This window comes from Nocardiopsis tropica, from assembly GCF_042660575.1.
GTDB lineage: Bacteria > Actinomycetota > Actinomycetes > Streptosporangiales > Streptosporangiaceae > Nocardiopsis > Nocardiopsis tropica.
This window is the reverse complement of the sequence record NZ_JBHSUF010000006.1, coordinates 74,326-98,925: the sequence shown is the minus strand read 5'-3', so window position 1 is coordinate 98,925 and position 24,600 is coordinate 74,326. Positions and strand designations below refer to the sequence as shown.

Sequence of the window (24,600 nt, the reverse complement as noted above, 5' to 3'; positions counted from 1 at the left end):
ACGGGACCGATGACCGCCGACACCGCCGCCCTCGCCCGGGAGTGGCTCGCCCAGGACCCCGACCCCGCCACCCGCGAGGAGCTGCGGGGGCTGCTGGAGCGCGCCGGCAGGGGCGAGGCCGCCGCCCTGGCCGGTCTCGCCGACCGCTTCGGCGCACGCCTGGAGTTCGGGACCGCCGGCCTGCGCGGAGCCCTGGGAGCGGGCCCCAACAGGATGAACCGCGTGGTGGTGATGCGGGCCGCGGCCGGCATCGCCGCCTGGCTGCGGGGCAGGGGCGGCGCCGGGGCCCACGTGGTCGTCGGCTACGACGCCCGGCACCGGTCGGCGGACTTCGCCCGCGACAGCGCCGCCGTGCTCACCGGGGCCGGGCACCGGGTGTCCCTGATGCCCGGGCCGCTGCCCACCCCCGTGCTGGCGTTCGCCGTCCGGGACCTGGGGGCGGACGCCGGGATCATGGTGACCGCGAGCCACAACCCGCCGCAGGACAACGGCTACAAGGTGTACGCCGGCGGGACGGGGGACGACGCGGGGGCCCAGATCGTCTCCCCGGTGGACACCGAGATCTCCGCCGCCATCGACGCCGCGGGACCGGTCGGCGACCTCCCCCTGGGGGAGGGGTGGACGGTGCTGGGGGAGGAGGCCGTGGACCGCTACCTGGCGGCGGTCACCGCGCTCGTCCCCCGGCGCGAGCGCGCGCTGGCCACCACCTACACCGCCATGCACGGGGTGGGCGGCAGGGTGCTCCTCGCCGCGATGGAGCGGGCCGGGTTCGCCCGCCCGTCCGTGGTCCGGGAGCAGTTCGACCCGGACCCCGACTTCCCGACCGTGGAGTTCCCCAACCCCGAGGAACCCGGTGCGATGGACCTGGCGACGGCGGCCGGCGCCGCCGACGGCGCCGACCTGGTCATCGCCAACGACCCGGACGCCGACCGGCTCGCGCTCGCCGTCCCCGGGCACGGCCTGCTCACCGGCAACGAGGTCGGGGGGCTGCTCGCCGAGTACGTGCTGGACCACACCTCCGGGCCGGACCGCGTGGTGGCCACCTCGATCGTCTCGTCCAGCCTGCTGGGCAAGATCGCCGCCGACCGCGGTGTGCACTACGAGGAGACGCTGACGGGCTTCAAGTGGCTGGCCCGCGCGGGGGGTCCCGGGCAGCGGCGGGTCTTCGCCTTCGAGGAGGCCCTCGGCTACTGCGTGGGAGGGGACGGGGGCCGCCCGGTCGCCGACAAGGACGGGGTGGGAGCGGCCCTGGTGGCGGCGGCGCTCGCGGACGACGCGAAGAGGGACGGCAGGTCCCTGGTCGACCTGCTCGACGACCAGGCCCGCCGGTACGGACTGCACCTGAGCGACCAGCTCTCGGTGCGGGTGGACGACCTGTCGGTCATCTCCGCGGCGATGCGGCGGCTGCGCGCCGAACCGCCCACCGCGTTCGGCCCCCTCGCGGTCGCGGGGGTCGACGACTTCGCCGGCGGACACGCGGGACTGCCGCCGACGGACGCACTGCGCTTCCGGCTGGAGGGCGGGGCGTGGGGACGCGTGACGTTGCGTCCCTCGGGGACCGAGCCCAAGCTGAAGGCGTACGCCGAGGTGGTGCTGGAGGTGGGGGACGACGTCGCGGCCATCCGCGCGCGTGGCTCGGACATGCTCGCCGAGCTGATGGCCTCGGTCGCCGGGGCGGTCAGGGGATGAGGGGCCTCACTCGCCGTCCGAGGGTTCCACGACCGGCCGGTGCACGACCTCGTCGATGACGGTGAGCGTCTGGGTGGACGTCACACCGGGAAGCGACTGCAGACGGGTCAGGATGAGGTCGCGCAGCTGGTTGGTGTTGGCCACGCGGACGAGGAGGACGATGTCCGCCGAGCCGACCACGTACCAGCAGTACTCGATCTCGGGGTACGAGGACAGGATCTCCCGGTTGGCCCGCCAGTCCGGCTGGCTGCCCGAGATGAGGACGAGCGCGGTGACGCCGAGCCCCATCTTGGAGTGGTCGGTCACCACGGAGTACCCGCGGATGACGCCCTCGTCGGTGAGCCGCTTGATGCGGTTGTAGGCCGTGGCTCGGGAGACGTTGGCCAGGGCGGCGATCTCGGTGATGCCTGTTCGCGCGTCCTTGGCGAGGGCGCTCAGGATCGTCTGGTCGGTCGTGTCCGGCCGCCGGCCGTTCCTGCGCTGGTCGCCCATGGCCATGTGGGTCTCCTCGTGTGCTCTTGTTCTCAGGATGGAGCCCCTTCCCTCTTCGTGGACCGGGGCTAACGAACTACCAGGTAAACGTTGTTTGCGTCCATCGGAGTCTCAGTCGGCGAGATGGGGTCCGGATGGGTGTCCGGCCGGTCACCGGGAGGTGGCGTACCGGGAGGGCGGGGGCGGGGGAACCGTCTCGGGAGATCCGGAGTGCGGGGCGCGTGTCGGCGGGGAGTCCGACTGTACCCATGGTTGACGCGGACGGCGGGCGGCGGGTTTCCCCGACCGGCGGGTAACCGCGCCGGCGTGTCCGGGCGGTGACGGAACTTCTTGCTCGGCGGCCGTTTCCGGCCTCATGTGTCGTGTCGTGGGGGGCGTTCCCTGGCTCGGTGGTCGGGCTGATCCGAACGTACGCGCTCGGCGTCGAACACGCACCCCTGGTAGTCAACCGCGATGGTTCCGTGATGATAGGCCCTACCTCCGACGGAACCGAGGGGTTTTCGGGTGATGCCCCGGTGTTCGTGAGGGTTGGTGACAGTAAGCGCTGTATAGGTCACCGTGTCGTTTTCGCAGGTGAATCAGGTCCTATGTTAGACATTCAAGAACGTGATGGCGGTCTTCGTTCTCTTTTGTTTCAACTATTCCTGGATATCTAGCGCAAGTGTCGAGTTGTCCGGAGAATCGCCGTAGAGGACAGACACCACCCGGTCCGGACGCGCCACCACGCGCGGCGGGCCACGTTGGGAGCCGCTCGACATGCCCGCCCGCCGCTCACCATCGCCCCGGGGACCGCTCCGGGGGAAGCACGGGGACACCCCCCTCGACGGAGGCCCCGTGCGCCCGGTCCCGCCCGGCCACGCATCGGCCGCACCCGAACACATCAGCGTGGACCACCTCCGGCCGGACCTCACCCGCGCCCTGTACCAGGCCATGCGGACGGCGCGCGACCTCGACGCCGAGGCGGTCGCCCTCCAGCGCCAGGGCGTGTTCCCCGCCTACGTGTCCGTGCGGGGACAGGAGGCCGCCCAGGTCGCGAGCGCCACGGCGCTCGACCCCGAGCGCGACTTCGTCTTCCCGACCTACCGCGAGATGGCCTCCGCGCTGGCCTACGGCGTGGACATGGTCGGCTACATGGCGAGCCACCGCGCCCTGTGGCACGGCGGCCTCTACGACGTCATGGCCTCCCGGTTCGGCGCGGTCAACGCCGTGGTCGGCGGGCCCGTCCCCCACGCCGTCGGCTGGGCCGTGGGGGAGCGGCTGCGCGGCGGCGACGGGGTGGCCCTCTCCTACTTCGGCGACGGCGCCAGCTCCGAGGGCGACGTCCACGAGGCGATGAACTTCGCCGGGGTCTTCGGGGCGCCGGTCGTGTTCTTCTGCCAGAACAACCGGTGGGCGCTGTCGGTGCCCAACGAGCGCCAGGTCGCCGGCGGATCCGTCGCCGCGCGGGCCGAGGGCTACGGCATGCCCGGGGCCGTCGTCGACGGCAACGACGCGGGGGCCGTGTACGAGGCCACCGCCGAGGCGGTCGCCCGCGCCCGCTCCGGCGGGGGGCCGACGCTCATCGAGGCGCTCACCTACCGGGTGGAGCCGCACTCGACCTCCGACGACCCCGGCCGCTACCGGGAGGACACCGAGGCGGAGCACTGGCGGGTGCACCGCGACCCCGTCGCCCTGCTGCGCGCGGCCGTCCTCGCGGCCGGGCACGCCGACGAGGCCGACCTGGCCGAGGCCGACGCCGAGGCCGCCGGGCGCGCGGAGGAGATCCGCGACGGCGTGGCCGGGGCCCCGGAGCCCCACGGCTCCGAGCTCTTCACCCACGTCTTCCGGGAGACCACCGAGGAGCTGACCCGTCAGCACCGCACCTGGCAGGAAGAGGTCGAGCTGTGACCGAGCTGATCGAACGGGCCGGGGCCGGCCCCGACGCCGCCGGGGCCCCGCCCGTCGAGCTGTCCATGCAGCAGGCCGTCAACCGCGCCCTGCGCACCCTGCTCGCCGAGGACCCGGACGTCCTGGTCTTCGGCGAGGACGTCGGAGCCCTCGGCGGGGTCTTCCGCGTCACCGACGGGCTCCAGCGGGAGTTCGGCGACAAGCGTGTCTTCGACACCCCCCTGGCCGAGTCCGCGATCATGGGGATGGCGGTGGGACTGGCGATGAACGGCTGGAGGCCCGTGCCCGAGCTCCAGTTCGACGGCTTCGCCTATCCGGCGATCGACCAGATCGTGAACCAGGTGGCGCGCATGAACTACCGGACGCGGGGATCGGCGCCGATGCCGATCACGCTCCGGCTGCCCTCCTTCGGCGGCATCCAGGCGCCCGAGCACCACGGGGAGAGCCTGGAGGCGCTCTTCGCGCACACCCCCGGGCTCAAGGTCGTCGCGCCCTCCGACCCGGCCGAGGCCTACACCCTGCTCCTCCAGTCGGTGCGCTCCGACGACCCCGTCGTCTTCATGGAGCCCAAGGCCCGCTACTGGGACCGCAGGCCCGTCCGGTTGCGCGAGCCCAGCGACCCCATCGGCACCAGCCGTGTGGTGCGCGAGGGCAGCCACGCCACCCTCGTCGCCTGGGGCGCCATGGTGCACAAGTGCCTCCAGGTGGCCGAACTGGCCGCCGAGGACGGGGTGGACCTGGAGGTCCTGGACCTGCGCTGGCTCAAGCCCGTCGACACCGCGGGGCTCGCCGCCTCGGTGTCGCGCACCGGGCGCGCCGTGGTCGTGCACGAGGCGCCGCTGACCGCCGGGCTCGGGGCGGAGGTCGCCGCGCTCGTCACCGAGAACTGCTTCCGCGACCTGTCCGGGCCCGTCCAGCGCGTCACCGGGTTCGACGTGCCCTACCCGGCCGGGCCCCTGGAGGGCCAGTACCTGCCGACCATCGACCGCATCCTGCTCGCGGTCCAACGGACCCTGGAGTACTAGACAGACCATGGCAGAAGAGAGCATCACCTTCACCCTCCCCGACCTGGGAGAGGGGCTCGTCGAGGCGACGGTCCTGGAGTGGCAGGTCGCCGTCGGCGACGTCGTGGCGCGCAACGCCCCCCTCGTGGAGGTGGAGACGACCAAGTCGGCCGTCGTCATCCCCTCGCCCCAGGCGGGCCGGATCGCCGAACTGCACGCGGCGGAGGACCAGGTGGTCCCGGTCGGCGACCCCCTGGTGACCTTCGCGGTGGAGGCGGCCGACGAGGCGCCCCGGGCGGGCATCGTCGGCCGGGTCCCCCCGGAGGAGGCCCGGCCCGCCCGCCGGGTGCGCCTGAAGCCCCCGACGGCCTGACCCGCTGCCGCCGTGCCGGCCGGACCGCCGGTGCCGTTGGGAGGTCCGCACGAACGGCGGCGCCCCCAGGGGGAGCCGTTCATAGGAATATCCGACAGGGCCTCGGGCGGCCCGGCAAGTTCTTCAGAATTTAATGGAGTGGGGATTCATGTCCGCAAAACTCACCGGCGACGTGACAATGCGCTATGTGGATTTGGCTCCGCGTGCCCCGGCGGATGCGGTGCCGGTTCTTCTGCTGCACGGTTTCGGCACCGATTTCGACATGAATTGGCGTGCCACCGGGTGGACCCGGGCGCTGGAGTCCGCAGGGCTACGGGTGATCGGTCCGGATCTGCGCGGCCACGGTTCCAGCGACAAACCCGTGGAGGAGGCTTTCTACCTGCCCGAACACTTTGTCGCGGATCTCGTTTCCCTGCTCGACGAGTTGGGCGTGGAGAGGGTCGACGTGGTGGGCTACTCGATGGGTTCCCGCCTGGGGTGGGAACTGGCGCTGACCATGCGGGAACGGGTGAGGCGTGTGGCCCTGGGCGGTTTCGGACCCGTTAACGCCTTCGCCGGGACCGACCTGTCCGAGCCCGGTTCCGGCGACTCCCCGTTCGACCGCGTCTACCGCGCGGTCGCGGCCCTCCCCGGCAACGACACCGCGGCGCTCGCGGCGTGCGCGCGCGGTCAGGCCTCCCGCCCCTTCAGCGCCGACCCGCTGCTGAACGGCGTTCCGCTCCTGCTCGTCTCGGGGGAGCGGGACGCCGTCGCCGAGGGCGCCGCCGGGCTCGCCGGGCGCTGCGGCGGCGTGCACGTGGAGGTTCCCGGGCGCGACCACGGCAACGCCGTGTCCTCCCGCGCCTTCCGGCAGGCGGTCGTGGACTTCCTCCTCGCCTGAGGCGGCGCATACCGGTCTAGACCGGCCTGTCCCCACGTGCTGGTGTGACAACGGGTGAACACCGTGGAGCAATGCGTAGTAATGCCCGCGGGGTCCGGGGAACGGGAGGTCAAAACCCGGAACACAAACCCGGCCGACCGCTTCCGGCGAGTGTTCGGTAACTTCCGGGTAAGACCCCGTTTCACTACGCTCTCGCCTTCATAACAACTCCGCCTGTTGGTTAGGTGTACTTTCGGCCACCGGATATTGTCCGACCGCAGAACTCAGTTCGGTCGTACGGAATGTGGGCCGCTGAGAGGGCGAAGGGGAGAGTTACCAGTGAAGCGCAGCAACGCAGTCAAGTTCGCCGCGGTGGCGGCGGCGGGTGTGCTGGCCCTCACCGCGTGCGACAGTGCAGCGGAGGAGGCCGACGGTTCCGGCGACGGCGGCGAGGGGGACTCGGCCGACGTGCGCGTCGGCCTGGCCTACGACGTCGGCGGCCGCGGCGACCGCTCGTTCAACGACTCCGCCTACCGCGGCCTCGAGCAGGCCGCCGAGGAGCTCGGCGTCGAGACCCAGGACTTCGAGCCCTCCGACGGAGAGGCCGACTCCGCCAAGGAGGAGCGCCTGGCGACCATGGCCGACGAGGGCTACGACCTGGTCATCGCCGTCGGGTTCGCCTACGACGGGGCCGTCCGAGCCGTCGCGCCCGAGTACCCGGACGTGCACTTCGCCATCGTGGACTCCGAGATCGAGGACGTCGACAACGTCACCAGCCTGGTCTTCGCCGAGGAGCAGGCCTCCTTCCTGGCCGGCGCCGCCGCCGCTCTGACCTCCGAGGAGGACCACGTCGGCTTCGTGGGCGGCGTCGAGACCCCGCTGATCCACAAGTTCGAGGCCGGCTACGTCGCGGGCGCCGAGCACGTCACCGAGGACATCACCGTCGAGGTCGACTACCTCAGCCAGCCGCCGGACTTCAGCGGCTTCAGCGACCCGGCCAAGGGGCGCGAGCTGGCCCAGGCCCAGTACGACCGCGGCGCGGACGTGATCTACCACGCCGCCGGCGCCTCCGGCAACGGCGTCCTGGAGTCCGCGGTGGAGAACGACTTCACCTTCATCGGCGTGGACAGCGACCAGTACGAGAACGCCGAGGACAACCAGAAGCCGTACGTGCTCACCTCCGCGATCAAGCAGGTGGACGTCGCCGTGTTCGAGCTCATCAACAGCACGGTGGAGGGCACCCCCGAGGGCGGCATCCAGCGCTTCGAGCTGGCCGACGGCGGTGTGGACTACACGACCTCCAACGAGGAGGCGATCAGCCCCATCCAGGAGGAGCTGGACGCGATCAAGCAGCAGATCATCGACGGCGAGATCGAGGTCCCGACCGCGCCGTAGGCCGCGCCCTCCGGGCGTGTCCCGCGGATACCGCCGCTCGCGTAGCAGGATGGGTGTCCGGGGGCCGCGCCCCGCGCGGAGCCGCCGCGGGCGGGGCCCGCGGCGGCCGCATCCAAGGGCGGTACCGGACAGGGGGAGTCCCCCGGTCCCGGTGCCGCCCCGGTTGCCGTTCCGCGACGGTGGCGCCCGCCGGGAGCCCCCGGCCCGGCGGTCCGCGCCACGCCGCACGTTCACGAGGAGACAGATGAGCAGCACGCCACCGGGCAACGGGGCCCTGGCGCCCCCCGCCGTTGAGCTGCGCGGGATCACCAAGCGTTTTCCCGGGGTCGTGGCCAACCACGACATCGACATCACCGTGGCCCCGGGCACCGTGCACGCCATCGTCGGCGAGAACGGTGCCGGGAAGTCCACGCTGATGAAGACCCTGTACGGCATGCACCGGCCGGACGAGGGACAGATCTACGTCAGGGGCGCGGAGGTGCGGCTCAACTCGCCCTCCGACGCCATCAGGCACGGCATCGGCATGGTGCACCAGCACTTCATGCTCGCCGACAACCTGACCGTGCTGGAGAACGTGGTGCTCGGCGCCGAACGCCGTTTCGGCATCGGCAACCGCGCCCGCGCGCACATCCGGGAGCTCTCCTCCCAGTACGGGCTCGGGGTCGACCCCGACCGGCTCATGGAGGACCTGGGCGTCGGGGAGCGCCAGCGGGTGGAGATCCTCAAGGTGCTCTACCGGGGCGCCCGGACGATCATCCTCGACGAGCCCACCGCGGTCCTGGTCCCGCAGGAGGTCGACGAGCTGTTCGACAACCTGCGCGAGCTCAAGCGCGAGGGCCTCACCGTCATCTTCATCTCGCACAAGCTGGACGAGGTGCTCTCCGTCGCCGACGAGATCACCGTGATCCGGCGGGGAACCACCGTGGCCACGGCCGACCCGGGCACCACCACCGCCCGGGAACTGGCCACGCTGATGGTGGGCGGCGAGCTCCCCGTCCCCGAGCTGCGCGAGTCGACCGTCACCGACAACGTCGTCCTGTCCCTGGACGGGGTCACCGTCACCTCCGCCGACGGCCGAGCCGTCGTCGACGGCGTCACCGCGGACATCCGCGAGGGCGAGATCGTCGGCATCGCCGGCGTCGAGGGCAACGGCCAGTCGGAGCTGATCGAGGCCATCATGGGCATGCGCCCGCTGACCTCGGGGACGGTCTCCCTGGGCACGGACGACATCACGTCCTGGTCCACGCTGCGCATCCGCGAGGCGGGGGTCGGCTACATCCCCGAGGACCGGCACCGGCACGGCGTGCTGCTGGAGTCCCCCCTGTGGGAGAACCGGATCCTCGGCCACCAGACCAAGGCGCCCAGCGTGCGCGGCCCCTGGATCGACAGGGCCGGGGCGCGCGCCGACTCCGAGCGCATCGTCGCCGAGTACGACGTGCGCACCCCCAACATCGACGTGATCGCCGACGCCCTGTCCGGCGGCAACCAGCAGAAGTTCATCATCGGCCGGGAGATGAGCGGCTCCCCGCGCTTCCTGGTGGCCGCCCACCCCACCCGCGGTGTGGACGTCGGCGCCCAGGCCGCCATCTGGGAGCAGCTGCGCGACGCCCGCGCGGCCGGCCTGGCGGTGCTGCTGGTCTCCGCCGACCTGGACGAGCTGATCGGCATGTCCGACACCCTGCACGTGATCCTGCGCGGCCGCCTGGTCGCGCAGGCCGACCCGACCACCGTCACACCCGAACAGCTGGGCTCCGCCATGACCGGGGCCGGGCTGGGCGGGGGCGACGCGAGCACAGAAGGTGACAGCGGTGCTGACGGTGCCGACCGAAACGGGAACGAGGGCGGATCATGAGTAGGATTCCCCGCCCCGACAGGACCCTGCCCGCCCCGGCCGCGGCGGCCGTCGCCGTCGTCCTCGGCGTCGGGGTCACCGCCGCCCTCGATCTCGCGCTGCTGTGGTGGGCGGCGCTGATCATCGGCGTCGCGGCGGCCTTCGCCTTCGTGGCCTGGTCCGGACCGCTGGTCCCGGACGAGCGCAGGGCCGGGGCCGACGGCACGAAGGAGCAGGGCACCACGCTCCACACGACCCTGGTCGTGCCGACCGCGCTGGTGCTGGCGGTGGTCTCCGGGCTGCTGTCCGCCTGGTTCCTGGACCTGTCCCTGATCGAGCCGGTCGCCGCCGCCCTGGGCGCGCTCGTCGGCTCGGCCGTGGCGTTCACGCTGTTCCACCGGCTGTCCGCCATGCTCGCGCTGTCCTTCGCCGCGGTCCTCGCCGCCGGGGTCATCGCGATCGGCGTCACGGCCGCCGTCCTCTTCTTCAGCGGCATCTCGCCGCTGCCCACCTTCGCGCGGATGATCGAGTACGGCACCAGGCCCAACAGCCTGGTCAAGATCATCAACGACGGCACCACCTACTACCTGGCCGCCGTGGCCGTGGCGATCGGCTTCAAGATGAAGCTGTTCAACATCGGCGTCGACGGGCAGTACCGGCTCGCGGCCCTGCTCGCGGCCGCCGTCGGCGGCTACGTGGTCCTGCCCCCGGTGCTCAGCCAGATCGTCGTCATCGCCACGGCCGTCGCCGTCGGCGGCGCGTGGGCGGGCATCGCGGGGTACCTCAAGGTGGCCCGGGGCGTCTCCGAGGTGATCTCCACGATCATGCTCAACGCCATCGCCACCGGCATCACCGCCTACCTGCTCAGCACCGACCGCCTCGCGGTGGAGATCAGCACCAACAACATCGGCACCCCGCCGATGCCCGAGTCGTCGTGGGTGCCCGGCATCCCGGCGGGCTTCCTCGGCTCCGAGCAGGAGATCTTCGGCTTCGTCCTCCTCGCGGTCGCCGTGGGCATCGGCTACTGGGTGATGCTCAACCGCACCCGCTTCGGGTTCGAGCTGCGGGCCACCGGCCAGTCGCAGTCGGCCGCCGAGGCCAGCGGCGTCAACGTCAAGAAGATGGTGTTCCTGTCCATGCTCTTCTCGGGCATGGTCGCCGGGCTGGTCGGCCTGCCCCAGCTGCTGGGCAGCTCGCACTACTACGCCCTGGACTTCCCGACCGGCATCGGCTTCATCGGCATCGCCATCGCGCTGCTGGGCCGCAACCACCCGGTCGGCATCGTCTTCGCCGCCCTCTTCTGGTCGTTCCTGAACCAGGCGGCGGGCATCCTGCCCTTCGACGGGATCCCCCAGGAGATCGCGGTCATCTCCCAGGCCACCATCGTGCTCACCGTCGTCGTGGTCTACGAGGTCGTGCACCGCTGGGGCCGCCGCTACCAGCAGCAGCAGATCGGCAACCAGCTCGGCGCCACCGCCGAGTCCACCACTGAACCCGCGCAGGCCGTGCCCTCCGGCACGGCGTCCGAGGACGGGTCCGCCGACGGCGGGGGCGACACGGCCCCCGGCTCCGACGGCAAGCGCGACGGGGAGGCCCAGTGAGCCAGGAACTCAACGTGATGGAACCGGTCAAGGCGCCGCCCAGGCCGGGAGGCTGGTCGCGCTGGCGCTTCCTCACCCTGTTCGGCGCGGTGCTGGTGTCCCTGGCGGGGCTGCGCGTCATCACCGGCCAGGACATGCTCACCGACGCGGGCACCATCCGCACCACCATCACCTTCGCGGTGCCCATCGGCCTGGCGGCCCTGGGCGGCCTGTGGGCCGAGCGGGCGGGCGTCATCAACATCGGCCTCGAAGGCATGATGATCCTGGGCACCTGGTTCGGGGCCTACTTCGCCTGGTCGACCGACAACCCGTGGATGGGCCTGCTGGCCGGTGTCCTGGCCGGCATGGCCGGGGGGCTGCTGCACGCCGTGGCGACGGTCACCTTCGCGGTCGACCACATCGTGTCCGGCGTGGCCATCAACATCCTCATGCTCGGCGCGATGCGCTACCTGTCGATCCTGGTCTACTCCGACGTGCCCGGCGCGGGGGCCGCCCAGTCGCCGACCACGCCGCCGTTCCCGGTGTGGAACCTCCCGTTCGTCGCCGACGCGCTCGCGCCCGTGGCGGGTAGCGGGATCTTCGTGGTCAGCGACCTGGCGTCGCTGGTGATCGGCCTGACCACCCGCATGTCGGCCCTGACGTTCATCGCGATCATGATGATCCCGGTGACCTACCTCGTGCTGTGGCGAACCACCTTCGGCCTGCGGCTGCGCTCGGTGGGCGAGAACCCCGACGCCGCCGAGTCCCTCGGCGTGCCGGTGTACAGCCTCAAGTACGTCGCCGTGGTCATCTCCGGCGGGCTCGCCGGCATGGGCGGGGTGTTCCTGGCCATCGTGGCGTCGCAGATCTACCAGGAGGGGCAGACCGGCGGCCGCGGCTACATCGGCCTGGCCGCCATGATCTTCGGCAACTGGCGCCCGGGAGGCCTCGCCATGGGCGCCGGCCTGTTCGGCTACACCGACGCCCTCCAGATCCGCGGCGGCGGTGCGGCGATCCACGCCCTGCTGCTGCTCCTGGCGGTGGCGCTGCTCGCGGTGGCGGTCTGGCAGGTGCGCAAGGACCGCAAGGGCCTGGCGGTCGCCGCCGTGCTCACCGGCGTCCTGCTGCTGGTCTGGTACCTCTCGACCGACTCCCTGCCGCGGGAGCTGGCCACCTACAGCCCGCACATCGCGACGCTCCTGGTGCTCTCGCTGGCCTCCCAGAGGCTCCGGCCCCCCGCCGGGGTCGGCAAGCAGTGGAGGGCGAGCCGGTCATGAGCCACACACCGACGGCCGGCCCGCCCGGCGCGGACACGGTGGACTGGGAGGCGCTGCGGGCCGCCGCACGCGAGGCGATGTCGCACGCCTACGCGCCCTACTCGAACTACCCGGTGGGAGCGGCGGCCCTGGTCGACGACGGCCGGGTGGTCAGCGGCTGCAACGTGGAGAACGCGTCGTACGGCGTCGGCCTGTGCGCCGAGTGCGGGCTCGTCAGCGCCCTGCACGCCTCCGGGGGAGGGCGCCTGACGGCGTTCGCCTGCGTGGACGGGCGGGGCGGCGTCCTCATGCCGTGCGGCCGCTGCCGGCAGCTCCTGTTCGAGCACGGCGGGCCGCACCTGCTCGTGGACACCCCGGAGGGGATCCTGTCCATGGACCGGATCCTGCCGCAGGCCTTCGGTCCGGACAACCTCGCATAGCCGGTGCCCGCCGTCTCCCCGGTCCCCGCCCGCCCGGCGGCGGCCGGGGAGACCTGTGTGCCGCCGAAGTTCCCGCCAGGTGAAAGGAACAGACATGGACGTCATCGAGATCATCCGGGCCAAGCGCGACGGGGGGGAGCTCACCCCCGGGCAGATCGACTGGGTGATCGACGCCTACACGCGGGGGGCGGTGGCCGAGGAGCAGATGTCGGCGCTGGCCATGGCGGTCTTCCTGCGCGGGATGAACCGTGCCGAGGTGGGCCGGTGGACCGAGGCGATGCTCGCGTCCGGGGACCGGCTGGACTTCTCCGGCCTGGACCGGCCCACCACCGACAAGCACTCCACCGGCGGTGTCGGCGACAAGATCACCCTGCCGCTCACCCCGACCGTCGCCGCGTGCGGGGCCGCCGTGCCGCAGCTGTCCGGGCGCGGGCTCGGCCACACCGGCGGCACGCTGGACAAGCTGGAGTCGATCCCCGGGTGGCGCGCGTCGCTGACCGCGGAGGAGATGCGCGGCGTGCTGGAGGCCACGGGCGGCGTGATCTGCGCCGCGGGGACCGGCCTGGCCCCCGCGGACCGCAAGCTGTACGCGCTGCGCGACGTCACCGGGACGGTCGAGTCGATCCCGCTCATCGCCGCCTCCATCATGAGCAAGAAGCTCGCCGAGGGCACCGGGGCGCTCGTCCTCGACGTCAAGGTGGGATCGGGCGCGTTCATGAAGGACGCCGGGTCCGCCCGCGAGCTGGCCCGCACCATGGTGGACATCGGCAACGACCACGGGGTCCGCACCGTGGCGCTGCTCACCGACATGGAGGCGCCGCTGGGGCGCCAGGTCGGCAACGCCCTGGAGGTCGCCGAGGCGGTGGAGGTGCTCTCCGGCGGCGGCCCCGCCGACGTCGTGGAGCTGACCGTGGCCCTGGCCCGGGAGATGCTGGCCGCGGCAGGCCTCACGCCCGGCGGGAACGGTGTCAAGGACCCGGCCGAGGCCCTGCGGGACGGGAGCGCGCTGGCGTCGTGGAAGCGGCTGATCCGGGCCCAGGGGGGCGACCCGGACGCACCCCTGCCGGTGGCCGCCGAGCGGCGCACGGTGCTCGCCCCGGCGTCGGGCACCGTCACCCGGCTGGACGCCTACCAGGTGGGGCTGGCGGCGTGGCGGCTGGGCGCGGGTCGGGCGCGCAAGGAGGACTCGGTCTCCTTCGGGGCCGGGGTGACGCTGCACGCCAAGCCGGGGGAGCGGGTGCAGGCGGGGGAGCCCCTGTTCACCCTGCACGCGGACGAGGAGGCGCGGTTCGAGCGGGCGGCGCAGGCCCTGGAGGGCGCGTTCGGGATCGACCAGGACGGGCGCCACGAGGCCGCCCCGCTGGTCATCGACCGCATCGCCTGAGCCCGGACCCCTCGCGGCCCGGGACCGGCCGCGGGGCGGCCGCCGGTCGGGTGGCCGCCCCGCGACCGGTCGGCCGGGGAACCGTGCGGCTCCCGGCGAGCGGCCCCGCCGTCCCCGCGGTTTCCGGGGGCCGCCGGTCAGGTCCGTACGGGGTCCGCCGTCGGCCCGGTGGGGCGCCGGGCCAGGCCGAGCGCGGACGCCGCTCCGAGGACGGCCACCAGGGTCACCGCCAGGAAGGCGTCCGAGTACGCGGGGGCCGCGAGGGTGTGGAGCGGGTTGACGGCGTCGTGCCCGCCCGCCTGGCGGGCCGCGACCAGGGCGCCGATCAGCGCCGGTCCCGTACCGGCCCCCAGGAACTGGGCGCCCTGGAGGACACCCATGCCGACACCCACCCGGTCGGGGGGAAGGGCGCCGGCCGCGCTGTCCGTGACGAGGGTGGCCACGAAGGCGAAGCCCGCGCCCACGCCCACCACGCCGAGCGCGGCGGCGGCGGGCGACGCCCCGTGGACGGAGAGGTGGAACGTCGAGGCGCCCATCAGAGCCAGGCCCCCGACCACCCACCACCGCGCCGCCGCGGACCCGGCGACCCGGCCCGCCAGCGGGGACAGGACCGCCAGCGCGACCCCGCCCGGGATCATCACGAGGCTTCCCGCTCCGGGACCGAGACCGTTCACGCCGACGACGAGCAGGGGGACGAACACGAGGACGGTCATGTTCACGAACATGGCCAGGAACACGGTGGCCACGGCCGACACGTAGACCCGGTCGGCGAACAGCGCCGGCGGGACGAACGGCTGCTCGGAGCGGACGGTGCGCCATGCGAACAGCGCGGCCGCGGTGGCGGAGGCCAGGACGCTCCCGTACGACGACGGCGAGTCGAAGCCGCTCTCCTGCCCCCGGGTCACCCCGAACAGGACGAGACCGGCCGCCAGACCGAGGAGGACGCCGCCGAGCAGGTCGAAGGGCCGCGCGTCCCCGGGGGCGTCGTCGGGCAGCACCCGTGAGGCGGCGGCCAGCAGCAGCGCGCCCGCCATGGTGATCCAGAAGAGCGCGGGCCACCCGAGGAGTTCACCGATTCCGCCCCCGATGGACGGGCCGAGGGCGGCGCCCGCGCCTCCCGCGGCGGAGACGAACCCGATCCCCGTGCCTCTCCTGCCGGGCGGGAGGACCCGGGTGACGGCGATGACGGACAGGACCGGGACCGCGGCGGCGCCCGCCCCCATCACCAGCCGTCCGAGGACGAGGAGTGGCAGCGTCGGTGCGAGGGCGCAGACCAGGCTGCCCGCCGCGTAGACCAGCAGGGCCCCGCGGAACAAGCTCCGGAGGCCGACGCGGTCGGAGACGCGGCCGTAGACGGGGATGCCGACCGAGAAGACCAGGAGGAAGCCGGTGACGACCCAGGCGAGCTGTGCTTCCGAGGCTGCGAACTGCTCTCCCATGAGGGGCAGGACGAGCCCGACCATGTCGCTGGCGACGACCATGAGGAGCATGGCCGCGACGAGCACCGCCAAGAGCGCGGACGTCGAGGGGGCGGGGGCGCGGAGGCCGGCGTCGGTCTCATGTGTTCACCTTGACTCTCACTTACTGCAACTAATTTGGTGGCAGTTTTGGGCGAAAAAAAGGCGGAAGGTCTCCCTTCCGCCCGGTTTAGGAGCGCGGTGCGCCGAGGGTGCGCTCGCGCTCGAGGACCTGGGCGAGCATGTCGGCGACGGTCGTGCGGCCGAGTCGGTCCCGCAGGGCCTGCTCCGCCTGTGCGAATTCCACTTCGAGCAGGGACTGGATGTGCCTGCCGATGACGCACCCCGCGCTCGGGGGGTGGGAGTGCAGGGGGAGGAGGGGACCGTCCGCGACCGCCGCGTGGGCGTCGTAGAGGCTGATGTCCTCCGCCGGGCGCGCGAGGCGCCAGCCGCCTCCCCGCCCCTCGGTGGACCACGCCAGCGAGGCGTCGCGCAGGCGCCCGAGGATGCGCCTGACGACCACGGGGTTGCTCTCCAGGCTCTCGGCGATGTCGGCGGAGGACCGCGGCAGTTCGTCCCCCCGTCGGGCCAGGTAGGTCAGCGCGTGGATCGCGACCGCGCTCCGGCTGTTGACGCTCACGTCCGCCCCTTTCCCGTCGAGCCGCTAACGGACACCAAGCTAGTTGCAGTTTCTGGGTGCGTCAATCACGGAGGGGTCGGAGCCGTACGGGAAACGACACAGGAGCGGGCCCCGGGGACGCGCGGCCGTTCGGCGACCGCTCGCCCGGGACCCGCTCCGGGGTGTTCCGCGCCCGGGCCCGCGGTCACTCCATCACGGGCGGCATCATCGGGGCCGCCTCGGGGATGAGCAGGTAGGACACGGCGGCGACGGCCACGAACAGGAGTCCGGTGATCAGCGCGGCCGCGGACACCCAGCGCCCCCACGGCCGGGTCCTCGCGTCGGCGAGCACCAGCGCGAGCGCGGACACCACCACGGTGAGCAGCGCCACGGCGCCGCCGAGCACGATCTGCGTGCGGATCTGCGTGATCTGGTCCGCGCCGATGGGCTGGCCGCCGACGAGGAGCATGCTGGTGAGGATCTCCAGCAGCTGGCCGGAGAACAGGGTCACGGCGAGGAGCACGAGTCCGACGATGCCGAAGGTCTCCGTCGAGAACACGCCGGAGGCCGCCGGTGCGTGCGGCGCCGCGGTCACCGCGGCGGCCTCGGCCTCGGCCTCCCTCGTGTCGGCGGCCTCGCCGGTCGGTGGGCCGGAGTCGGACGGGTGGGCCGCCCCGGAGTCGGGCACTTCCGGCGCGACCCCGGGCTCGAACGTCGGCTTCGGGGCCTCGTTCGGGGTGAGGGGGTTGCGGTCGGGGCTGTCGTTGTCTCCTGGTGCGGTACTCACGCGGCCAACGTACCCGCTGGTCACCGTAAGAGGGGCCTAAGGGAGGTCCGGTCGTGTCGTGCCCGGGGAGCCGCGGCCGGTCCGGACCACCCGGGGCAGCGGTTCCCCGTCGGCGGCGGGGCGGGCCCGCCCCGGGCGGGGACCGTGCCGGGCGGGGACCGTGCCGGACGCCCGCCTGTCGGCGGCGCGGCCGGGGGCTCAGGACCCGGAGGGCAGGCCGGCGAAGGTCAGCACGGAGACGATCAGCATCAGGCTGCCCACGACGACGGTGGCGGCCGCGCACCAGCGGCTCCACGCCCGGGTGGCGGCGCCGCCGCGGAACAGGGCCACGGCCGCGGCGAGCACGGACAGGGCGCTCAGGCCGCCCGCGACGGCGACCTCGGCCGAGAGCACGGCCGCCTGCTGGGCGCTGTGCGACGGGGCCGCGCCGCTGAGGAAGAACCAGCTGAAGAGCTCGAACAGCCGGGTGTGCACGGTGGTGAGGGCGAACAGCAGCAGGCCGATGACGCTGAAGGTCTCGGCGGCGAAGAGCCCGCCCGGGGTGGGGGGCGGGCCGACCGGGGTTCCTTCGAGGAAGGCGTTGCCCGCCCCGGTGTCGCCCGCGGCCCTCGTTTCCTCGGCCGCCGCGCCGGGGGTCTCGTCGGTGGGGTTCGTGTCTTCAGGGGAGGTACTCACCGCGCCAAACTACCCCGCGCGCGTGCCCGCTCCCCCGGTCTGCAACCCACCCTCCGTGGCCGGTTCCGGCCACGGCGTGACACACGGCCCCCCGGAAGAACAATCACCCACGCTTGTTTTTCGGTGTGTCCGGTGTCACCCTCGTGTCCATGACCGCTACGTCCCCCCTGTGGGTCGCGAACGCCTCCGGTTTCTACGGGGACCGCTTCGCCGCCGTCCACGAGATGCTCACGGGCGGCCCGGTGGACGTCCTCACCGGCGACTACCTGGCCGAACTCACCATGGCCATCCTCGGCCGAGACCAGCTCGCCGACCCGGGGCGCGGCTACGCCAGGACCTTCCTCGGCCAGATGCGGGACTGCCTGACCCTGATCACGGAACGCCGCGTCAGGGTGGTCACCAACGCCGGCGGCCTCAACCCCCGGGGCCTGGCCGACAGGCTCACCGAGCTCGCCGACGGGCTCGGCCTCGCCCCCCGCATCGCCTGCGTCACGGGCGACGACCTCCTCCACCGGGCGGAGGAGCTCGACCTCGGCAGCCCCCTGACCGCCAACGCCTACCTGGGCGCCTTCGGGATCGCCGCCTGCCTGGACGCCGGGGCCGACATCGTCGTCACCGGACGGGTCACCGACGCCTCCCTGACCGTCGGGCCCGCCGTCTCCCACTTCGGGTGGACCCCGGACGACCTCGACGCGCTCGCCGGGGCCACGGTCGCCGGGCACGTCATCGAGTGCGGGGCCCAGGCCACCGGCGGCAACTACGCCCACGCGGCCGCCCTCCTCCGCGAGGGGCACGACCTGGACCGCCCCGGCTTCCCGATCGCCGAGATCGGCGCCGACGGCAGCGCGGTCGTCACCAAGCACCCCGGCACCGGGGGAGCGGTCACCACCGGGACCGTCACCGCCCAGCTCGTCTACGAGATCGCGGGCGCCCGCTATCCCGGGCCCGACGTCACCACGCGCCTGGACACCGTCCGGCTCACCCGGGAGGGCCCCGACCGGGTCCGGATCAGCGGCACGCGCGGCGAGCGACCGCCCGCCGAGCTCAAGGTGGGGCTGACCGGCCTCACCGGGTTCCGCAACGACGTCGAGTTCCTGATCACCGGGCTGGACGCCGAGGACAAGGCGGCGCTCGCCGAACGGCAGATGCGCGCCGCGCTCGCCCACCGCCGCCCCGAGGACCTGCGCTTCGAGTTCGTTCCCGCCGAGGACCCGCACGGGCCCACCCAGGACGCCGCCACCGCGCGGCTGCGGGTGACCGCGCGCGACCACGACGCGTCCAGGGTCGGCAGGGCCTTCGGGGCGGCCGCCGTCGAGCTGGCCCTGGCCGGGTACGCCGGTTTCCACCTCACCTCGCCGCCGCGCGACGCGCGCCCGGACGGCGTCGCCGCCACGCACGCGCTCGTGCCCGCCGACGAGGTGGAGCACACCGCCATCCTCCCCGACGGGGCCCGGGTGTCCGTCGCCCCCGCCCCCCGGACCCGGCGGCCGGCCGAGGTCCCCGAACCCCCGCTCCCCCCGCCCCTCCCGGAGGGGACGCTGCGCGAGGCGCCGCTCGGCCTGGTCGTGGGGGCGCGCAGCGGGGACAAGGGCGCCGACGCCAACCTCGGCGTGTGGGCGGCCGACGACGACGCCTGGCGCTGGCTCGCCCACACCCTCACCGTCCCCCTGCTGCGCGAGCTGCTGCCCGAGACCGCCGGCCTCGTGGTCACCCGCCACCTGCTGCCCAACCTGCGCGCGGCCAACTTCTGGATCGAGGGCATGCTCGCCCCCGGCAGCGCCCGGCGCGAGGGCCCGGACCCGCAGGCCAAGGGGCTGGGGGAGTGGCTGCGGGCGCGCAGGACCCTGATCCCCGAGAAGCTCCTCCCGGAGGTGGCACGGCAGTGAACGCCCCGACCCCCGCCCTCCCCGGGCCCCGCCGAGCGCACCGGCCCCCGCCGGGGACGGAGCGGCCGTGAGCGTCCTGGGAACCCGGCTCGACCCCGCCTCGCCCGCGTTCGCCGAGGCCCGCGAGGCCATGCTCGCCAAGCTCGCCGAGATCGGCGCCGAACACGCCAGGGCCCTGGCCGGAGGCGGGGAGAAGTACGTCGAACGCCACCGCTCCCGGGGCAAGCTGCTGCCCCGGGAGCGGATCGAACTCCTCCTGGACGAGGGCAGCCCCTTCCTGGAGCTGTCCCCCCTGGCCGCCTGGGGGAGCGACTTCCACGTCGGCGCGAGTGTCGTCACCGGTGTCGGGGTGGTCTCCGGCGTCGAGTGCGTCGTCGTCGCCAACGACCCCACCGTCCGCGGCGGCTCCAGCAACCCGTGGACGCTGCGGAAGTCGGCGCGGGCCGCCGAGATCGCCGAGCAGAACCGCATGCCGATGATCAGCCTGGTCGAGTCCGGCGGCGCCGACCTGCCCACGCAGAAGGAGATCTTCGTCCCGGGCGGACGGACCTTCCGCGACCTGACGCGCCTCTCCGCGGCCGGGATCCCCACCGTCGCCCTGGTGTTCGGCAACTCCACCGCGGGCGGCGCCTACGTCCCCGGCATGAGCGACCACGTGGTCATGGTCCGCGACCGCGCCAAGGTGTTCCTCGGCGGGCCGCCGCTCGTCAAGGCGGCCACCGGCGAGGACAGCGACGACGAGTCCCTGGGCGGAGCCCGCATGCACGCCGAGGTCTCCGGACTCGCCGACCACCTCGCCGAGGACGAGCACGACGCCCTGCGCCTCGGACGGAGGATCGTCGCCCGGCTCAACCACCGCAAACAGGGGCCCGCCCCGCGAGGGGCCGCCGCGGAGCCCCTCCACCCCGCAGAGGACCTGCTCGGCGTCATGCCGCCCGACCTCAAGGTGCCGGTCGATCCGCGCGAGGTCCTCGCCCGGATCGTGGACGGCTCGGAGTTCGACGAGTTCAAGCCCGCCTACGGCAGCGGGCTCGTCACAGGCTGGGCCGAGCTGCACGGCTACCCCGTCGGCGTCCTCGCCAACGACAACGGCGTGCTCTTCAGCGCCGAGGCGCACAAGGCCACCCAGTTCATCCAGCTGGCCAACCGCGCCGACACCCCGCTCGTGTTCCTGCACAACACCACCGGCTACATGGTCGGCCGGGAGTACGAGCAGGGCGGCATCATCAAGCACGGCTCCATGATGATCAACGCCGTCTCCAACAGCACCGTGCCCCACTTCTCGGTGCTCATCGGCGCCTCCTACGGCGCGGGCCACTACGGGATGTGCGGCAGGGCCTACGACCCCCGGTTCCTGTTCGCCTGGCCCAGCGCGCGCTCCGCCGTCATGGGGCCCAGGCAGCTCGCCGAGGTCCTGTCCACCGTCGCCCGCCGGTCCGCGGCCGCGCGGGGGCGCCCCTACGACGAGGAGCGGGACGCCGCCGTCCGCGAGATGGTCGAGAACCAGATCGAGGCCGAGTCGCTCCCCCTGTTCCTCTCCGGCCGGGTCTACGACGACGGGGTCATCGACCCCCGGGACACGCGCACCGTCCTGGGCCTGTGCCTGTCCCACGCCCACAACGCGCCCGTGCGCGGCACCGACCGCTTCGGCGTCTTCCGGATGTGAGCCACAGACCATGAACCACACCCCGCCCCGCCCCGTCACCCGCCTCCTCGTCGCCAACCGCGGCGAGATCGCCCGCCGGGTCTTCCGCACCTGCCGCACCATGGGCATCGGGACCGTCGCGGTCCACGCACCCGGGGAGGAGGGCGCCGCGCACGTGTCCGAGGCGGACACGGCGGTGCGCCTGCCGGTCCCCGGCGGCGGGAGCCCCGTCGACGCCTACCTCGACCCGCACGCCCTGGTCCGCGCCGCGCGCTCCGCGGGGGCGGACGCCGTTCACCCCGGCTACGGGTTCCTGTCCGAGAACCCAGGGTTCGCGCGCGCCGTCACCGGGGCCGGGCTCACCTGGGTGGGGCCCTCCGCCGACGCGGTCGAGCGCATGGGAGCCAAGACCCTCGCCAAGCGGATCGCCCGCGAGGCGGGGGTGCCCGTCGCCGACGCCCTCGACCCGGGGGACGTGCGCCCCGAACACCTGCCCGTCCTGGTCAAGGCCGTCTCCGGGGGCGGCGGACGCGGTATGCGGGTCGTCCACGACCTCGCCGACCTCCCGGCCGAGGCCGCCGCCGCCCGGGCGGAGGCCGCGTCGGCGTTCGGCGACCCGGCCGTGTTCTGCGAGCCCTACGTCCGCCGCGGGCGCCACGTCGAGGTCCAGGTCCTCGCCGACTCCCACGGCGCCGTCTGGGCGCTGGGGGAGCGCGACTGCTCCGTCCAGCGCCGGCACCAGAAGGTCGTCGAGGAGACGCCGGCCCCCGGCCTCCCCGATGGCCTGCGCGAACGGCTGCACGAGGCGGCGCGGGCCCTGGCCCGCGCCATCGGCTACACCGGGGCCGGGACCGCCGAGTTCCTCGTCCCCGTCGGCGGCGGCGCCCTCGGCGACCCCGTCTTCCTGGAGATGAACACCCGCCTCCAGGTCGAACACCCCGTCACCGAGTGCGTCACCGGGCTGGACCTGGTCGAGTGGCAGATCCGGATCGCCGAGGGCGGGGCCCTGCCCGGGGGCGGCCCGCCCGCGCCGCGCGGCCACGCCGTCGAGGCGCGGCTGTACGCCGAGGACCCCCGCGAAGGCTGGCGGCCCCGCACCGGGACCCTGCGGGCCTTCGACGTGCCCGACGCGACCGCCCGGTTCGCGAACCCGGACGGGCACGGTGTGCGCCTGGACAGCGGGGTCGAGCCGGGCGACACCGTCGGCGCCGACTTCGACCCCCTGCTCGCCAAGGTCGTCGCCCACGGACACGACCGCCGTGACGCGGTCCGCCGCCTGGCCTCCGCCCTGGCCGGTGCCCGCGTCCACGGGGTGGGGACCAACCGCGACCTGCTCGTCCGGGTGCTCCGCCACCCCGCGTTCGGGGCCGCCGACGAGCACCCGGACGGGCTCCACACCGGCTACCTCGGCGCCGACCGGCTCACGGCGCTCGCCCAGCCCCTCGCCGACCCGGCCGCCGAACGCCTCGCGGCGCTCGCCGCGTCCCTGGCCGCCGCCGAGGCGGCCCGCTCCCCCCGGGCCGCACCGGGAGGCGTCGGCGGCGCCGCCCCGGCCCCGGGGCCCGGCAGCCCCCTCCCCGCGGGGATCCCCGCCAACTGGCGCAACCTCCCCTCCCGGGCCCACACCCGGGTCCACACCGCCGGGGGCGGCGGAGGCCGCCGGATCACCACCGCCTACCGGACCGTCCGGGGCGCCTACGAGCCCGAGCAGCCCGGCGTGCGCGTCCTCTCCGCGGCCCCCGGCCTCGTCGTCCTGGAGGCCGGCGGCCTGCGCCGCGCCCTCACCGTCCACACCTACGGGGGCGACCCCGACGTCCACGTCGAGTCCTCGCTCGGTTCCGTCACCCTCACCCCCGTCGACCCCCTCCCCGAACCCGAGGCCGCGGTCGACCCCGGCGCCCTGCCCGCGCCGATGCCCGGCACCGTCGTCGCCGTGGACGTCCGCGAGGGGGACCGGGTCGCCGAGGGGCAGACCCTGCTGCGCATCGAGGCCATGAAGATGGAGCACCGCATCACAGCACCCGCCGCCGGTGCCGTCCGGGAGATCCCGGTCGCGGCGGGCCAGAGGGTCCCCGCAGGGGCGCCCCTCGCCGTACTCGACTACGAAGGGCCCCACCCGTGACCGGTGCCATGACCTTCAACGAACCCGCCGAACGCGTCGAGCTGCGCGCAGTCGTGGCCGACTTCGCCGCCGGATACGGGTCCGGCTACTACAGGGCCAGGGCCGGGGAGGGCGAGTACCTCACCGAGCTGTGGCGCGAGGCCGGAGAACTCGGCTACCTGGGCGTCAACATCCCCGAGGAGTACGGGGGCGGAGGGGGCGGCATCGGCGACCTCGCCGCCGTCCTGGAGGAGCTGAGCGCAGCCGGGTGCCCCACCCTCATGATGGTGGTCTCCCCGGCGATCTGCGGCACCGTCCTGGCCCGCTTCGGCACCCCCGACCAGCGGCGCCGGTGGCTCCCGGGCCTGGCCACGGGCAGGACCATCATGGCCTTCGCCATCACCGAGCCCGACGCGGGGTCCAACTCCCACCGCATCACCACCACCGCCCGCCGCGACGGCGACGGGTGGGTGCTCTCCGGCCGCAAGACCTTCATCTCCGGCGTGGACGTCGCCGACGCCGTCCTCGTGGTCGCCCGGATCCGGGACGAGGGCTCCGGCACCCTGTCGGCCGCCCTCTTCGCCGTCCCCACCGGCTCCCCCGGGTTCGAGGCCAGGCGGATCGAGATGGACCTGGTCAGCCCCGACCACCAGTTCCAGCTGTTCATGGACGACGTGCGCCTGCCGGGCGACGCCCTGGTCGGAGACCCCGAGGCCGGGCTCCTCCAGCTGTTCGCCGGCCTCAACCCCGAACGCATCATGGCCGCGTCCCTGGCCGCCGGGAGCGCGCGGCACGCCCTCGACAAGGCCGTCGCCTACGCCAAGGAGCGCACCGTGTGGGGGGACAGGCCCATCGGCGCCCACCAGGGGCTCGCGCATCCCCTCGCCCAGGTCAAGATCGAACTGGAGCAGGCACGCCTGATGACCCAGCACGCGGCGCTCCGCTACGATTCCGGCGACGACGCGGGGGCGGGCGAGGCGGCCAACATGGCCAAGTACGCCGCCGCCGAGGCGTGCGTGCGCGCGGTCGACCAGGCCGTGCAGACCCTCGGCGGCAACGGGCTGGCGAGCGAGTACGGGCTGGGGTCGGCGATTGCCGCCGCCCGCCTGGCGCGCATCGCCCCGGTCAGCCGGGAGATGGTCCTCAACTACGTGGCCCAGCAGTCCCTCGGCCTGCCCAAGTCGTACTGAACGGCGGCCGGCGGACCGTCGGCGCTTCCCCGCGCCCGGTCCGGCGGCCG

20 protein-coding genes are annotated in these 24,600 nt (G+C 73.7%); 15 read left to right on the top strand and 5 right to left on the bottom strand.

All coding sequences use genetic code 11. The annotated features are described in order from the left end of the window. Positions 1–9 precede the first annotated feature (9 nt). Positions 10–1,689, top strand: a complete 1,680-nt coding sequence (locus ACFQBR_RS11370; RefSeq protein ID WP_344179837.1) for a phospho-sugar mutase — start codon at positions 10–12, stop codon at positions 1,687–1,689. 6 nt (positions 1,690–1,695) lie between these two features. Here the strand turns inward: ACFQBR_RS11370 and ACFQBR_RS11365 are convergent, their stop codons facing one another. Continuing rightward, positions 1,696–2,187, bottom strand: coding sequence for an Lrp/AsnC family transcriptional regulator (locus ACFQBR_RS11365; RefSeq protein WP_267948797.1), 492 nt, complete (start codon positions 2,185–2,187; stop codon positions 1,696–1,698). A 924-nt stretch (positions 2,188–3,111) separates the two neighbouring features. Here ACFQBR_RS11365 and ACFQBR_RS11360 point away from each other — a divergent pair. The 10 genes from ACFQBR_RS11360 (at position 3,112) to ACFQBR_RS11315 (ending at position 14,190) form a co-directional block, all read left to right on the top strand. Further along, complete coding sequence (locus ACFQBR_RS11360) at positions 3,112–4,068, top strand: thiamine pyrophosphate-dependent dehydrogenase E1 component subunit alpha (RefSeq protein WP_344179876.1); 957 nt, start codon at positions 3,112–3,114, stop codon at positions 4,066–4,068. Next, positions 4,065–5,093, top strand: coding sequence for an alpha-ketoacid dehydrogenase subunit beta (locus tag ACFQBR_RS11355; RefSeq protein ID WP_267948799.1), 1,029 nt, complete (start codon positions 4,065–4,067; stop codon positions 5,091–5,093). Before ACFQBR_RS11360 ends, ACFQBR_RS11355 begins: the two co-directional genes overlap by 4 nt. A gap of 7 nt (positions 5,094–5,100) precedes the next feature. Further along, the gene (locus ACFQBR_RS11350) at positions 5,101–5,445 is read left to right on the top strand and encodes a biotin/lipoyl-containing protein (RefSeq protein ID WP_267948800.1); all 345 of its coding nucleotides are present in this window, start codon (positions 5,101–5,103) and stop codon (positions 5,443–5,445) included. Positions 5,446–5,593: 148 nt separating this feature from the next. Then, on the top strand, positions 5,594–6,325 hold the full coding sequence (locus ACFQBR_RS11345) for an alpha/beta fold hydrolase (protein ID WP_344179835.1): 732 nt from the start codon (positions 5,594–5,596) through the stop codon (positions 6,323–6,325). Between the two features lie 318 nt (positions 6,326–6,643). Further along, a complete protein-coding gene (locus ACFQBR_RS11340) occupies positions 6,644–7,699 on the top strand; it encodes a BMP family lipoprotein (RefSeq protein ID WP_267948802.1) in 1,056 nt (351 codons plus the stop codon). Positions 7,700–7,943: 244 nt separating this feature from the next. Next, positions 7,944–9,551, top strand: a complete 1,608-nt coding sequence (locus ACFQBR_RS11335; RefSeq protein ID WP_344179833.1) for an ABC transporter ATP-binding protein — start codon at positions 7,944–7,946, stop codon at positions 9,549–9,551. After that, a complete protein-coding gene (locus ACFQBR_RS11330) occupies positions 9,548–11,131 on the top strand; it encodes an ABC transporter permease (protein WP_344179832.1) in 1,584 nt (527 codons plus the stop codon). The genes ACFQBR_RS11335 and ACFQBR_RS11330 overlap by 4 nt, the downstream gene beginning before the upstream one ends. Continuing rightward, positions 11,128–12,387, top strand: a complete 1,260-nt coding sequence (locus ACFQBR_RS11325) for an ABC transporter permease (RefSeq protein WP_267948805.1) — start codon at positions 11,128–11,130, stop codon at positions 12,385–12,387. The genes ACFQBR_RS11330 and ACFQBR_RS11325 overlap by 4 nt, the downstream gene beginning before the upstream one ends. Next, a complete protein-coding gene (locus ACFQBR_RS11320) occupies positions 12,366–12,806 on the top strand; it encodes a cytidine deaminase (RefSeq protein ID WP_378553147.1) in 441 nt (146 codons plus the stop codon). The genes ACFQBR_RS11325 and ACFQBR_RS11320 overlap by 22 nt, the downstream gene beginning before the upstream one ends. A 94-nt stretch (positions 12,807–12,900) precedes the next feature. Beyond that, on the top strand, positions 12,901–14,190 hold the full coding sequence (locus ACFQBR_RS11315; protein WP_344179825.1) for a thymidine phosphorylase: 1,290 nt from the start codon (positions 12,901–12,903) through the stop codon (positions 14,188–14,190). 137 nt (positions 14,191–14,327) lie between these two features. Here ACFQBR_RS11315 and ACFQBR_RS11310 read toward each other — a convergent pair whose 3' ends face one another. The 4 genes from ACFQBR_RS11310 to ACFQBR_RS11295 all read right to left on the bottom strand — a co-directional run bounded on the left by ACFQBR_RS11310 (position 14,328) and on the right by ACFQBR_RS11295 (position 17,728). Then, positions 14,328–15,695, bottom strand: a complete 1,368-nt coding sequence (locus ACFQBR_RS11310) for an MFS transporter (RefSeq protein WP_344179874.1) — start codon at positions 15,693–15,695, stop codon at positions 14,328–14,330. Positions 15,696–15,837: 142 nt separating this feature from the next. Further along, positions 15,838–16,287, bottom strand: a complete 450-nt coding sequence (locus ACFQBR_RS11305) for an Rrf2 family transcriptional regulator (RefSeq protein WP_267948809.1) — start codon at positions 16,285–16,287, stop codon at positions 15,838–15,840. Between the two features lie 184 nt (positions 16,288–16,471). Beyond that, positions 16,472–17,053: a hypothetical protein gene (locus tag ACFQBR_RS11300; protein WP_344179822.1), complete on the bottom strand. Its 582-nt coding sequence runs from the start codon at positions 17,051–17,053 to the stop codon at positions 16,472–16,474. Between the two features lie 198 nt (positions 17,054–17,251). Further along, positions 17,252–17,728 (bottom strand): hypothetical protein, encoded by a 477-nt coding sequence (locus tag ACFQBR_RS11295; RefSeq protein WP_267948811.1) that lies wholly within the window; start codon positions 17,726–17,728, stop codon positions 17,252–17,254. Positions 17,729–17,877: 149 nt separating this feature from the next. Between ACFQBR_RS11295 and ACFQBR_RS11290 the strand changes: the two genes are divergently transcribed. The 4 genes from ACFQBR_RS11290 to ACFQBR_RS11275 all read left to right on the top strand — a co-directional run bounded on the left by ACFQBR_RS11290 (position 17,878) and on the right by ACFQBR_RS11275 (position 24,550). Beyond that, entirely contained in the window at positions 17,878–19,614 is a 1,737-nt protein-coding gene (locus ACFQBR_RS11290; RefSeq protein WP_344179818.1) for an acyclic terpene utilization AtuA family protein, read from the top strand. A 67-nt stretch (positions 19,615–19,681) separates the two neighbouring features. Next, positions 19,682–21,280 carry an acyl-CoA carboxylase subunit beta gene (locus ACFQBR_RS11285; RefSeq protein WP_267948813.1) on the top strand — a complete coding sequence of 533 codons (1,599 nt, stop codon included), beginning with the start codon at positions 19,682–19,684 and terminating at the stop codon, positions 21,278–21,280. A gap of 10 nt (positions 21,281–21,290) precedes the next feature. Then, on the top strand, positions 21,291–23,381 hold the full coding sequence (locus ACFQBR_RS11280) for an acetyl/propionyl/methylcrotonyl-CoA carboxylase subunit alpha (protein WP_344179814.1): 2,091 nt from the start codon (positions 21,291–21,293) through the stop codon (positions 23,379–23,381). Continuing rightward, a complete protein-coding gene (locus tag ACFQBR_RS11275) occupies positions 23,378–24,550 on the top strand; it encodes an acyl-CoA dehydrogenase family protein (protein ID WP_344179812.1) in 1,173 nt (390 codons plus the stop codon). The genes ACFQBR_RS11280 and ACFQBR_RS11275 overlap by 4 nt, the downstream gene beginning before the upstream one ends. Positions 24,551–24,600: the final 50 nt, after the last annotated feature.